The sequence below is a fragment of the Streptomyces sp. WAC 04229 genome (assembly GCF_003947455.1).
Taxonomy (GTDB): Bacteria; Actinomycetota; Actinomycetes; order Streptomycetales; family Streptomycetaceae; genus Streptomyces.
The window spans coordinates 1-12798 of record NZ_QHJH01000204.1 but is presented as its reverse complement, the minus strand read 5'-3'; the positions used below and the strand labels follow the sequence as shown (position 1 = coordinate 12798).

The following is a 12798-nucleotide window of genomic DNA, read 5'->3' as shown; positions in this document are numbered from 1 at the left end:
CCGCAGCAGCACCGCCGCCACCACCCCACCGAGCAGCACGGCCACCGCCCCCACCAACTGACTGCTCTCGAGGCCGGAGGAGAACGCGTCGATCACCCGCTCCCGCTCCGCCTCGCCCTCCGCCGCGGCCAGCGCGCCCGGCAACGACGTCGCCGCGACGGGCACCAGCGCCGCGAAGCGCGAGTTCAGCACCGCCCCCAGCACGGCAACGCCCAGCCCGTTGCCGAACTCCGCCAACGTACCGTTGACCCCCGCGCCGACCCCGGCCCTGGCCGGCGGAATCGCGCTCATCAGGGCGTGTGCCATGGCCGGGTTGCCGAGCGCGCACCCCACGCCGATCAGCAGCAGCCCCAGCAGCGTGCCGGCGTAGCCCTGCCCTGCCAGGGTGGCGATGCACACCAGGCCCGCCGACATCAGCACCATGCTCAGCAGCACCGCCACCGGCGTGCCCAGCCGGGCCAGCCACTTCGCCGCCACGCCGGAGAAGTTGAGCAGCACCACCGTCAGGGCGAGCGGCGCCGTCCGCAGCCCCGCCTCCAACGGGCCGTATCCGAGCACGAACTGGAGGTGCTGGGTCAGCAGGAACAGCGCGCCGCCCATCCCGAAGGTGATCAGCACCAGACCGGCCACCGCGCCCGTGAACCGCAGGTCGCGGAAGAACTGGAGGTCGAGCATCGGATACGGGACCCGGCTCTCCCAGTACGCGAAGAGACCGAGCACCCCCACCGCGACGGCGGCCGTGGCCAGGACCCTGCCCGACGACCAGCCGTGCTCGGGGCCGGAGATGATCGCGTAGACGAGCGCGGCCATCCCGATCGTGGAGAGGACGGCGCCGAGCAGATCGGGGCGGTCGCCCCGCCGGTCCTTCGACTCGGGGACCAGGGTCACGACCGCGACCAGACCGAGGACGACGACCGGCAGGTTGATCAGGAAGATCGCGCCCCACCAGAAGTGGTCGAGCACGAACCCGCCGATCAGCGGACCGCAGGCGAAGCCGAGCGCGCTGACCGCGCTCCAGATGCCGATGGCCTTCGCGTGCTCGTCGGGTGCGAAGATCTGCATGACCACGGCGAGCGTGGTGGTCAGCAGCAGGGCGCCGCCGACGCCCATCCCGGCCCGTGCCGCGATCAGCTGACCGGTGGTCTCCGCGAGTCCCGCGGCCAGCGAGCCCAGGCCGAACAGGGCGAGGCCGGCCGCGAGCATCTTCTTGCGGCCGTAGCGGTCGGCGGCGCTGCCCGCGGTGAGCAGCAGGCCGGACTGGACCAGCGAGTAGGCGTTGATCATCCACTGGATGTCGGAGGTGGACGCGCCCAGTTCGCCGGTGAGCGAGGGGATGGCCACGTTGAGCACGGTGTTGTCCAGCACCACCGTGAGCTGGGCGAGGCTGATGACACCGAGGATCAGCCAGCGCTGCGGGTGGCCCTGGACCGTGGGAGCGGCCTTCTGTTCCTGGGAGGACGTCGTCATGTTGTACAGCGTATAGGGTCTCCCATACGCTGTACAACAGACACTGTGCACCAGAGGTGCACCGGAGCGGGCCTACGCCGGTCCTCCGGTCAGCTCGTCGGCTGGGTGAGGTCGTAGAAGGTGGCCGAGCCGGCCGTGACCTCCTTGAAGTTGGCCTCGACCCAGGAGGTGATCTGCGACGCGGTGCCGGAGTCGCCTCCCATGCCACCGCCGCCGATGAAGTAGTGGATCCTGCCGTCGGCCACGTACTTCTTGAACTGGGCCAGGGTCGGTGACGGGTCCGTGCCGTTGAAGCCGCCGATCGCCATCACCGGGTCGCCGGTGCTGAGCTGGTAGCTCGCGGCGTTCTGGGAGCCGATCGCGGCGGCCGCCCAGGTGTAGTCCCCGGCGTCCGTCTCCAGGAGCTTCTTGGCCTCGGAGTCGACCTGGGCGCCGTTGAGCAGCCCGCCCGCGCCGCCGCCCATCCCGCCGGCGCCCGTGCGGCCGCCCTCGCCGGTCCGGCCGTTCGGTGCCGTCTGACCGTTCGGTGCCGTCTGACCGTTCGGGGCCTGGCCGCCCGGCATCTGGCCGTTCCGGCCCGGCGCGCCTCCCGGGAAGCCTCCGCTGCCGGCACCGCCCTGACCCTGGCCCTGACCTTGTCCCTGTCCCTGGCCCTGGCCCTGGCCCTGGCCCTGGCCGGGCGGGGTTCCGCCGCCGGGAAAGTCGCCGCCGCCCGGGAAGCCGCCGCGGCCGCCGCCTGGGCCGCCCATCATGCTCGCGCCGGACGGACCGGCCGTGACGATGGAGCCGCTGTGCCCCTCCCGCACGGTGCTCAGCGTGTACGCCGTCGGCGCCGCCAGCGACGCCACGAGGCCCAGCCCGGCGACCGCGAGGACGATCCGGCGCCCCAGCCGCCCGGCGAAGACCAGCCCGAGCGCGGCGGCCAGGCCGCCGACCAGGACCAGCCACTTCAGCCACGGCAGGTAGTCCGGTGTGCGGTTGAGCAGCACGTATCCCCACGCCGCCGTCGCCGTGACGGCCGCCGCGAGGGCGAGCGAGGCCCAGATCCGCTCCCGCCGCTCCCACAGCGCCGCGGCACCCATGCCGACCACGGCCGCCAGGTAGGGCGCCAGGGCCACCGTGTAGTACTGGTGGAAGATGCCGGCCATGTAGCTGAAGACGGCCGCGGTCATCAGCAGCGAACCGCCCCAGACCAGGAAGGACCCGCGTGCGGTGTCCGTGCGGCCCGCGCGGCGCGTGGCGACCAGGCCCGCGACGAGCAGGATCAGGGCGGCCGGCAGCAGCCAGGAGATCTGGCCGCCGATCTCGGAGTTGAACATCCGGTCCCAGCCGGTCTCGCCCCACATCCCGCCGCCCGCGCCACCGGGGCCCCCGCCGCCGCCGACGCTGCCGGTCTCCTCGCCGTTGAGCCGGCCGAGGCCGTTGTAGCCGAAGGTCAGCTCCAGGAAGCTGTTGTTCTGCGAGCCGCCGACATACGGGCGGGACGACGCGGGCCACAGCTCCACGACCGCGACCCACCAGCCGCCGGAGACGACGATGGCGAGGGCCGCCAGCGCGAGCTGCCCGAGCCGCCTGCGCAGCCGCACCGGCGCGCAGACGCCGTAGACGAGGGCGAGCGCGGGCAGGATCAGGAAGGCCTGGAGGGTCTTCGCCAGGAACGCGAAGCCGATCGCGGCCCCCGCCCACACCAGCCACTTGGTCCGGCCGTCCTCCAGCGCCCGTACGACGAGGTAGCAGGCGACGGACATCAGCAGGGCCAGCAGCGCGTCCGGGTTGTTGAAGCGGAACATCAGCGCCGCGACCGGCGTGAGCGCCAGCACCGCACCGGCGATCAGGCCGGCCGCGGGGCCGAACCGGCGGCGCACGGCCGCGTACACGACGGCGACCGTCCCGACGCCCATCAGCACCTCGGGGACGAGGATCGACCAGGAGGAGAGCCCGAAGACCCGCACCGCCAGCGCCATCGGCCACAGGGCGGCCGGGGGCTTGTCGACGGTGATGGCGTTGCCCGCGTCGAGCGAGCCGAAGAAGAACGCCTTCCAGGACTCACTGCCCGCCTGGACGGCCGCCGAGTAGAAGGAGTTGGCGTAGCCCGAGGCACTCAGGTTGTAGAGGTAGAGCAGCGCGGTGGCCAGCAGCAGGCCGAGGAAGGCCGGACGGACCCAGCGGGGGTCCTCGGGGCGGCCCCGCCACAGTCCGTGCAGCCCGGACCGGCGGGTGCCGCGGTGCGCGGACGGGGCGCGGGACGGCGGCTCCCCGCCCTCGACGCCTGGGGTTGGGGTGTCCCCGGCGGGCGCGGGCCGTTCGTAGTGCGTCGTCATCGTCCGTTCCTCGGGTCGGTGTCGGCGGCGGGGTGGACCGGCTGGAGGCGCGCGGTCGCGTCGCCCCAGACCAGGTACTGATCAGGAACCCCGGGCTCCGGTACATGGCCGGCCTCGGTGGCCGGCGTCTCCGGGAACACCCAGGCGCGGAAGAGCAGGAAGCGCAGGACGGTGGCCGCGAGGTTGGCCGCGATCAGCACCGCCAGCTCGGTGGAGTGGTCCGGGTCGGTCGTCGCCGCGCTCAGGGCGGCGAGCGAGCCGCTGGTCAGCGCGAGACCGATGCCGAAGACGACCAGCCCCTGCGCCTGGTGCCGCACCGCACCGCCCCGGCCCCGCACCCCGAAGGTCAGCCGCCGGTTGGCGGCGGTGTTGGCGACCGCCGAGACCAGCAGGGCGAGCGCGTTGGCGACCTGGGAGCCGGCGAAGACGCGGAAGCCGCTGTAGAGGAGCAGGTAGAAGAGGGTGGACAGGACGCCCACGACGCAGAACCCGACGAGCTGCCGGGCCAGCCCCTGCGGTACGCCCGTCAGCTCACGGTCGCGCGGGTCGTCGCCGAAGGGCCGGGCCAGCCGGTCCAGCGGCAGCGACCCGGTGGCCAGCGCCCTGCCGACCCGCCACACGCCCTTGAGGTCGTCGGTCGCGGTCCGGACGATGTGCACGGTGGAGTCGGGGTCGTCGACCCAGTCGACCGGGACCTCGTGTATCCGGCACCCGGCACGCTCGGCGAGGACCAGCATCTCGGTGTCGAAGAACCAGCCCGTGTCCTCCACCAGCGGCAGCAGCACCTGGGCGACGTCCCGGCGGATCGCCTTGAAGCCGCACTGGGCGTCGGAGAAGCGGGCCTGGAGGGAGCCGCGCAGGATGAGGTTGTAGGTGCGGGAGATGAACTCCCGCTTGGCGCCGCGCACCACCCGCGAGCTGCGGGCGAGCCGCGAGCCGATCGCGAGGTCGGAGTGCCCGGAGATCAGCGGCGCCACCAGCGGCAGCAGCGCGTTGAGGTCGGTGGAGAGGTCCACGTCCATGTAGGCGAGGACCGGGGCGTCCGAGGCGGACCAGACGGTCCGCAGGGCCCGCCCCCGGCCCTTCTGCTCGAGGCGGACGGACCTGACCTCCACGAGGTCCGCCGCCAGCCGGGCCGCGACGTGCTCGGTGGCGTCGGTGGAGGCGTTGTCCGCGACGGTGATGCGGAAGGCGTAGGGGAACGTCCGGGTGAGGTGCTCGTGCAGCCGCCGGACGCACGGCCCGAGGTCCTTCTCCTCGTTGTAGACGGGGACCACTACGTCCAGGACAGGCGTACCGGCTCCTGTGGCCGGGAGATGCTCCCGCGCCGGCAGGGAGCCGGGAGAAGAGTCGGTTCGCATGGGACCGACTCTTCTCAACTCCCCTGTCGCACCCGTGTGGTGAGGCTGTGCCGCGCCTGTGAGTACGCCCGGTCGCCGGCCGGGTCCGGCGGCGCGGGCAGACGCACGGTGAAGACCGTCCGCCCCGGCACGCTCGTGACGGTCACACCGCCGCCGTGCGCGGTCGTCACGGCGTGCACGATGGCGAGCCCGAGCCCCGTCGAGCCGGTGGCCCGGGAGCGCGCGGAGTCGCCCCGCGCGAACCGTTCGAAGACGTGCGGCAGCAGCTCCGCGGGGATCCCGGGCCCGTTGTCCTCGACGTCCACGCACAGCCACCCGCCGCCCGCCCGCACCCGCGCGGTGACGGTGGTGCCGGGCGGGGTGTGGTTGCGGGCGTTGCCCAGCAGGTTGACCAGCACCTGCTGGAGGCGGGCGGCGTCCGCCGAGACCGGTGCCGGTTCCTCGGGCAGGTCGAGCCGCCAGTTGTGGTCGAGCCCGGCCGCGCGGGCGTCGCTGACGGCGTCCACGACCAGCGGTACGAGGTCGGTCCGCTCGAACCGCAGCGGCCGCCCGGCGTCCAGGCGGGCGAGCAGCAGCAGATCCTCGACCAGGAGGGTCATCCGCCCGGCCTCGGACTCGATGCGGCCGAGCGCGTGCCGGGTGTCGGGGCCGACCTGTTCGCGTCCTCTGCGGGTGAGTTCGGCGTACCCGCGGATGGAGGACAGCGGGGTGCGCAGCTCGTGGCTGGCGTCCGCGACGAACTGCCGTACCCGCGTCTCGCTCTCCTGCCGTGCGTGCAGCGCCCCGTGCACGTGGTCGAGCATCCGGTTGAGGGCGGACCCGACCCGGCCGACCTCGGTGTGCGGGTCGCACTCGGACTCCGGGACGCGTTCGTCGAGGTTCACCTCGCCCGCGTGCAGGGGGAGTTCGGAGACCCGGCCGGCGGTGGCGGCGACCCGGCGCAGGGGGCGGGTGGCGACGCCGACGATGACGGTCCCGGCGAGGGAGGCGGCGATGAGACCGGCGGCGGTGACGCTGGCCTCCACCAGGATCAGGGTGTTGACGGTGCTGGTCACCTCGGAGGTCGGGACGGCGGCGTAGTAGCCGTCCTTGTACTCCACTCGGTAGTCGCCGAGGCCGCCGATCTCGACGGTGTGCCGGTCGCCGTCCCGGGGGACGGACGCCAGCGCGGCGCGCTCCGCCTCGGTGAGGGCGACCGGGCTGGTGCCGCTGAAGTTGGTGCTGTCGTCGTCCTTCTCACCGTACTTGGCGTCGACGACGACACCGTCCCGGACCTCGGCGACGACCGTGTCGCGAGGCTGCGGTCCGCGGGTGACGAACTCGTCGAGGTCCATCCCCTGCGGGCCCCCGCCGCCCGGCCGGCGGTCGCCGGGCGGCCCGAACCCGGACACCCGCATCGCGACCTCGTCCACCTGCTTGTCCAGCTGCTCGTACAGATGGGAGCGCAGCGCCACCGTCGTCACGGTCCCGATCACCGCGCAGACCACGGCGATCAGCGCCACCGACGCGACCACGAGCCGGGTCCGCAGGGCCCGCGGCCGCGGTCGTCGCCGTCGGGTCATGAGGAGGCGGGCTTGATCAGGTAACCGGCTCCGCGCCGGGTGTGGATCATCGGCTCGCGTCCGGCGTCGATCTTCCGCCGCAGGTACGAGATGTACAGCTCGACGACGTTGGCCTGACCGCCGAAGTCGTACGACCACACGCGGTCCAGGATCTGCGCCTTGCTCAGCACGCGCCGCGGGTTGCGCATCAGGAACCGCAGCAGCTCGAACTCGGTGGCGGTGAGGTGGATCCCGTCGCCGCCCCGGGTGACCTCGTGGCTGTCCTCGTCCAGCGTGAGGTCGCCGACGACGAGGACGGACTCGGAACGCCGGTCGGCGGCGCCCGAGCGCCGGATCAGGCCGCGCAGCCGGGCGACGACCTCCTCCAGGCTGAACGGCTTGGTGACGTAGTCGTCCCCGCCGGCGGTCAGCCCGGCGATGCGGTCCTCGACCGCGTCCTTGGCGGTCAGGAACAGCACCGGCACGTCCGGCAGGTCGCGGCGCAGCCGCCCCAGCACGCTCAGGCCGTCCATGTCGGGCAGCATCATGTCCAGCACGACGGCGTCGGGCCGGAAGTCCCGCGCGGACTGGACGGCGCCGTGGCCGTCACCGGCGCTGCGGATCTGCCAGCCCTCGTAGCGCAGGGCCATGGAGAGCAGCTCGGTGATGGACTGCTCGTCGTCCACCACAAGCACCCGGACGGGGCTCCCGTCCGGCCTCAGCAGTTCGGTGCGCCCCTGGGGCGAGGTCGTGGTCATACCGGAGACGATGGCGGGGCGCTCTGAGAACGTCCTTTCCCCAACCTGTGATTTGTCTGAGAAACCGCGACGGCGGACCGCCGCGTCTCAGCCGTCCCCCAGCGCGAACAGCCGCGCCCCGTTGTCGTGGCAGACCCCCCGCAGCCAGGCGTCGCCCAGGTCCAGCCGCTCCAGGGCGTGCAGCTGGTGCAGGTAGGGGTACGGGATGTTGGGAAAGTCCGACCCGAGCAGGATCCGGTCGCCGAGCTCCGCCAGCCTGGGCAGCGCCCGGCGGGGAAAGGGCGCGAGGCGTTCACTGAAGTCGGTGAAGGCCATGGTCGTGTCCAGCCGCACCTCGCCGTACCGCTCGGCGAGGTCGAGGAAGTCCTCGTACTCGGGCATCCCGAGGTGCGCGACGATCAGCCGCAGCCGGGGGTGCCGGGCCAGCACCCGGGCGATCGGCTCGGGCCCGGTGTGCTTGCCGGGCGCGGGCCCCGACCCGCAGTGGACGACGACCGGCACCCCCGCCTCCGCGAGCACGCCCCAGGCGGCGTCGAGCAGTTCGTCGGCCGGGTCGTACGCCCCCACCTGCACATGCGCCTTGAAGACCCGTGCCCCCGACTCGACGGCCCGCCGGACGTACGCCTCGACACCCGGCTCGGGAAACAGGGTGGAGGTGTGCAGGCAGTCGGGTGTACGGCGGGCGAAGTCCACCGCCCAGCCGTTCAGCCACTCGGCCATCCCGGCCTTGTGCGGGTACAGCATCGCCGTGAACGCCCTTACCCCGAACTCCCGGAGCAGTGCCGCGCGTTCGTCCTCTTCCTGCCGGTAGGTGATCGGCCACTCGAATCCGCCGGTCAGCGGGCCGAGGCCGTCGAAGTAGGCCCAGACCTTGGCCAGCACCCGCTCGGGCATGAAGTGGGTGTGCACGTCGACCAGCCCGGGCAGCCCGAGCCCCTCCCAGAACTGCCGGACCTGCCCGGCCTCGTGATCACTCATGGGGCCACGATCGCGCCCGGCCCGCCCCCGGACAAGAGGAGCGGGAAGGGGGGTGGGAAGAGGTGTGGGAAGAGGGGTGGGAAGGGTCTCAGAACAGCTCGTCCTGGACCCCGGCCGCCGCCCTGTACTCACGCACCGGCACGGCACAGGGCTCCCCGCCGGCGGACACCAGCTCCCACCCCGTCATCAGCCGGGTGTCGAGGACGACGACCCCGCGCTCCGTCGCCAGATGCAGATCCGGCCCGGCGGCCGCCACCAGCGCGCCCCCGATCGCCCCGCCGGCCGCCAGCTCGGCCACCTCGCCCACGGCGGCCGGACACCGGTCCGGACCCTCGATCCCGAAGACGCCCGCGTGGTCCACGCCCCGGAACGGCTCCGGCGTCAGCGACTCGGGCCAGCCGCCGAGCGCCACCGCCCGCGCGTGCAGCTCCGCGATCTCCGCCGACCGCTCCCCCGCCGTCCCGGGCAGCGCGGCGCGCACCGCCCGCTTGTGGGCGTACGGAATCCGGTCCGGGACGCCCAGCGCCGCCCGCAGCAGCTCCTCGGTCCGCCGGGCGGCCATCAGGGGCCCGCGGCCCAGCCAGCTGAAGCAGACGGCGCCCTGCTCCAGCAGCCGGGCCGGGCCCCGCGCCTGCGCGGTGATCCCCACCTTGACCAGGCCGGGCCCGAACCAGGCCAGGTAGACGCGGTACGGCCGCGGGTCGTCGGCGATGGTGTCGGCGGCCACGGAGTGCGCCCGGTCCAGCCGCGCGCACTCCTCGCACCGCGCCCCCGTGCTCCGCCCCGGCACACCGGCGCGCACCGGGCACGCGTTCCCCCGTGCTCCCACGCAGGTCCGGACACCCCCCTCGGCGACCGCGAAGGCCACCCGTCTCCCCCGGGCCAGGGCACTGCTCCGCCCCCCGGCCCACGTCAGCACCGGGCCCTCGCCCGTCCAGCGCAGCCCCGCGCACTTCCATGCCTGTGCCATCACCGTCGAGACTAGAGGCCACCACTGACAACGGCGGAAGTACCGTATGGACATGGCAGACATCGACCCGCTGTGCCCCGAGCGCCTGGTCATGGAGCACGTCACCAGCCGCTGGGGCACGCTGGCCCTGATCGCGCTGCTGGAGCGCCCCTACCGCTTCAGCGAGCTGCGCCGCGAGATCGGCAGCGTCAGCGAGAAGATGCTGGCGCAGACCCTGCGCACCCTGGAGCGCGACGGCCTGGTCCACCGGGACGCCAAGCCGGTGATCCCGCCCCGCGTCGACTACTCCCTGACCGGCCTCGGCCGGGAGGCCGCCGAGCAGGTCAGGGACCTGGCGCTGTGGACGGAGCGGCGGATGGCGGCGGTCGAACGGGCCCGCGAGGCGTACGACGCCGCGGGAGCCTGAACCACCAGCGCCTCCGCCACCACCGCCTCCGGCGTCACTGCTGGAGGACCGCCTTCATGACGCTCTTGGCGATCGGCGCGCCGAGACCGCCACCGGAGATGTCCTCACGGGAGATGTCCATGTCGGTCGGGTCGATGAAGACGGCCACGGCGACGGAGGACCCGTCGTCCTTCTTGCCGTAGGAGACGAACCAGCCGTAGGGGACCTCGTCGTTGACGTCGACACCGCGCTGCGCGGTACCGGTCTTGCCGCCGACCGTGATGCCGTCGATCTGGGCGCGGCGGGCGCTGCCCTCCTTGGCGGTGAACTCCATCATCTCCTGGACCTTCTGCGCGGTCTCGGCGGAGACGGCCTCGCTCATCACCTTGGGCTCGGTCTTCTCCAGCGTGCCGAGATCCGGTCCCTTGACCTCGTCGACGATGTACGGCTGCATCACCTTGCCGTCGTTGGCCAGCCCGGCGGTGACCATGGCCATCTGCATCGGCGTACTGGTCAGGCTGCCCTGCCCCATGCCGGTGAGCGCGGTGCCCGGCGCGTCGAGGTCCTCCGGGTAGAGGCTCTTGGAGGCGAGCAGGTCGCCGAACTCCTCGGAGTAGACGTCCTCGTTGAACCCGAACTTCTGCGCCGTCTCGCGCATCTTGTCCTGCCCCAGCTTGGAGGCGGCGTCCAGGAAGACGTTGTTGCAGGAGTACTGCATGGCGGTCTTCATCGAGGCCTTGTTGCAGACCGCGTCGCCGGCCTCGCTGCCGATCTTGTTGCTGGCCTGCGGCAGCTGGTAGGGGGAGGCGGCGTCCGTGCGGGCGTCGACGTCCGAGACGATCCCGTGCTCCAGGGCGGCGGCCGCGGTGAGGATCTTGAAGGTCGAGCCCGGCGGGTAGGTCTCGCGCAGCGCGCGGTTGGCCAGCGGCTTGTTCTTCTGCTTGTCCAGCGCCACGAAGCGGTCGGACTCCTTGAAGGTGCTGCCCGCGAACTTCGACGGATCGTAGGAGGGCGCCGAGACCAGCGCCAGCACCTTCCCCGTCTGCGGGTCCAGCGCGACCACGGCACCCCGGGCGCCCTTCAGGTCGGTCAGCCCGTCCCAGGCGGCCTTCTGCGCCTTCGGGTCGATGGTGGTGACCACCGAGCCGGCCCGTCGTCCCTCACCACTGACGACGTCGGCGAACCGCTGGAAGGCCAGCCGGTCGTCCTTTCCGGTGAGGATGCCGTCGTAGATCTTCTCCAGCAGCGTCATGCCCTGGGCCTGCGACGCGTATCCCGTCACCGGGGCGTACATCGGCCCGTTGGTGTAGGTGCGCTTGAACTTGAGGTCGGTGCCCTTCACCTCGGCGGAGCCGGTGATGGCCCGGCCGCCGACGACGATGTCGCCGCGCGGGGTGGCGAACTGCTCGATCTGGACCCGTCGGTTCTTGTCGTCGGAGGCGAGCTCCGGGGCACGGACGTACTGCAGCCAGTTCGCCCGGATCAGCAGACCGAGCACCAGCAGCCCGCAGAAGATCGCCACGGCCCTCAGCGGCTTGTTCACCGGGTGCCTCCGTCGAGGCTCGGCCGGTCGGATATGAAGAAGATGCGTCCTCGCAACATGCGCACACCCTAGACACACTTGCAAAAGACGATCACGCCGACCGGGAAAACACCGAAGGCCCGTCGGCGATTCGACGGGCCTTCGACATATGTGCACTCGGCAGGATTCGAACCTGCAACCTTCTGATCCGTAGCTCTATGTGGATCGGTCGGTGAGGGCCATCTCGGTCACGCTTGGGCTCTAGGGGGACGCAGTCGGACGGGATCGGGTGCTGGGGTTGCTGTACTTCGTTGCTGTACAGCGGTGCAGTGCATCACGGCCGGTTGGTGCGGCTCCGTACGCAGCCCTGACGTCAGGCGCTGGTGTCGGGCAAGAGGGAGTGCTTGACCTGACCCCGCGGGAGGCGCGCGGACGTCTCCTGGACAATGATCAAGATGATCACGGCGACCACCAGCCAAGTGGCCTGGCGGAGAACATCGGTCATCGTGTCACCGTTGATCACGCAGGCAAGTGCAGCGGCGTACATGATCATGGTTTTGTTGCCACTGTCAGTGCCGCGTGCGAGAGTTTGCAGAAGGCGGGCGTCGATGAACGACAGTCCGCCGCGATCCGGGTTGGGCATTCGTCCTCCGGTTACAGGGGAGCGCGCCCGAGGTCTCTTCCCCAAGAGCGGGCGCGCTCTTCGGTGTTGTCCCTTAGACGTTATGGCACGCCACCGACAGCAGGCGCCGACACAGGAACTGCGCCTCGGTGACGAACAAGGTGTAGACGAGGTACCCCATGTCACACTCAGACCGAATGTTTTGACGACAGGTCAGGACGCTGACCTGCGGTTCCTCACTCCTATATCACGCACCACTGACAAAGATGCCGAAAATGACGGTCCGTCAGATCCCAAAGCATCTCGATATGCATTGCATATCTACCCTTATGCCCGCTTTTGCCGCGTGAGGAAGCTCACCTTACCTAAATCGGCTCAGTGCCCGCCAGAACTCGCACCACGACTCACCTCAGCTCCCATCCCGTCCGCCGTCGACCCACACACCGTGGCGCGGGCGTGGTCTAGGGGGAGCCGTCGCTGTATGGGCCCCGACCTGAGCCGGGGCCCTGGCGGTCAGTCCTCGAAGGCGTCGTAGGCGTCGTACGTGTCGGAGCCGGGGTTGCAGTCGGGGCAGAGGGTGAGGGCCTCGGGGTCGTCGGAGTACGGGTTGGGGATGATGCCGCTGTCGCACTGGGAGTTGGTGCAGCTCATGGTGTGCTCCTTCGAGGTCGGTGCCGTTGTCCTGATGGGCTCCGCCCCAGCACGGTTCTGGGAGGGCGCACAAGGTGGAGCACCCCACTGTCTGAACGACCTTGTGCGCCCTCCCAGGTTCGTGCTGCCCTCGGGGATCAGGACAGCGGTGCCGACCGGCAGCCACCCCATCGACGCCCCCAACCAGCGCCCCGGTACCTCGTCACCGTCCTCAGCCCCACC

General features: G+C 71.6%; 11 protein-coding genes. 1 reads left to right on the top strand and 10 read right to left on the bottom strand.

Features of this window, described 5'->3' with window-relative positions; genetic code table 11:
• From DMH12_RS32620 to DMH12_RS32590, 7 genes are all read right to left on the bottom strand, one after another.
• On the bottom strand, positions 1 to 1467 hold a 1467-nt coding region (locus DMH12_RS32620; RefSeq protein ID WP_125494995.1), incomplete at its 3' end, for an MFS transporter.
• An 89-nt stretch (positions 1468 to 1556) separates the two neighbouring features.
• Positions 1557 to 3788, bottom strand: a complete 2232-nt coding sequence (locus DMH12_RS32615; protein WP_125494994.1) for a glycosyltransferase family 39 protein — start codon at positions 3786 to 3788, stop codon at positions 1557 to 1559.
• Positions 3785 to 5149: a bifunctional glycosyltransferase family 2/GtrA family protein gene (locus tag DMH12_RS32610; RefSeq protein ID WP_125494993.1), complete on the bottom strand. Its 1365-nt coding sequence runs from the start codon at positions 5147 to 5149 to the stop codon at positions 3785 to 3787. The genes DMH12_RS32615 and DMH12_RS32610 overlap by 4 nt, the downstream gene beginning before the upstream one ends.
• Before the next feature lie 14 nt (positions 5150 to 5163).
• Positions 5164 to 6711, bottom strand: coding sequence for a HAMP domain-containing sensor histidine kinase (locus DMH12_RS32605; protein WP_125494992.1), 1548 nt, complete (start codon positions 6709 to 6711; stop codon positions 5164 to 5166).
• Entirely contained in the window at positions 6708 to 7448 is a 741-nt protein-coding gene (locus DMH12_RS32600) for a response regulator transcription factor (RefSeq protein WP_125494991.1), read from the bottom strand. Before DMH12_RS32600 ends, DMH12_RS32605 begins: the two co-directional genes overlap by 4 nt.
• Positions 7449 to 7535: 87 nt before the next feature.
• A complete protein-coding gene (locus tag DMH12_RS32595; protein WP_125494990.1) occupies positions 7536 to 8426 on the bottom strand; it encodes an amidohydrolase family protein in 891 nt (296 codons plus the stop codon).
• Between the two features lie 88 nt (positions 8427 to 8514).
• Positions 8515 to 9396 (bottom strand): DUF2797 domain-containing protein, encoded by an 882-nt coding sequence (locus DMH12_RS32590; protein ID WP_125494989.1) that lies wholly within the window; start codon positions 9394 to 9396, stop codon positions 8515 to 8517.
• Between the two features lie 46 nt (positions 9397 to 9442).
• Here DMH12_RS32590 and DMH12_RS32585 point away from each other — a divergent pair, with 46 nt between their 5' ends.
• Complete coding sequence (locus DMH12_RS32585) at positions 9443 to 9802, top strand: helix-turn-helix domain-containing protein (protein ID WP_125494988.1); 360 nt, start codon at positions 9443 to 9445, stop codon at positions 9800 to 9802.
• 34 nt (positions 9803 to 9836) lie between these two features.
• Here DMH12_RS32585 and DMH12_RS32580 read toward each other — a convergent pair whose 3' ends face one another.
• The 3 genes from DMH12_RS32580 to DMH12_RS39300 all read right to left on the bottom strand — a co-directional run bounded on the left by DMH12_RS32580 (position 9837) and on the right by DMH12_RS39300 (position 12576).
• The gene (locus DMH12_RS32580; protein WP_125494987.1) at positions 9837 to 11324 is read right to left on the bottom strand and encodes a penicillin-binding protein 2; all 1488 of its coding nucleotides are present in this window, start codon (positions 11322 to 11324) and stop codon (positions 9837 to 9839) included.
• Between the two features lie 352 nt (positions 11325 to 11676).
• Complete coding sequence (locus DMH12_RS32575; RefSeq protein WP_185832686.1) at positions 11677 to 11946, bottom strand: hypothetical protein; 270 nt, start codon at positions 11944 to 11946, stop codon at positions 11677 to 11679.
• Between the two features lie 492 nt (positions 11947 to 12438).
• Positions 12439 to 12576, bottom strand: a complete 138-nt coding sequence (locus DMH12_RS39300; protein WP_185832685.1) for a hypothetical protein — start codon at positions 12574 to 12576, stop codon at positions 12439 to 12441.
• Between the last annotated feature and the right edge of the window lie 222 nt (positions 12577 to 12798).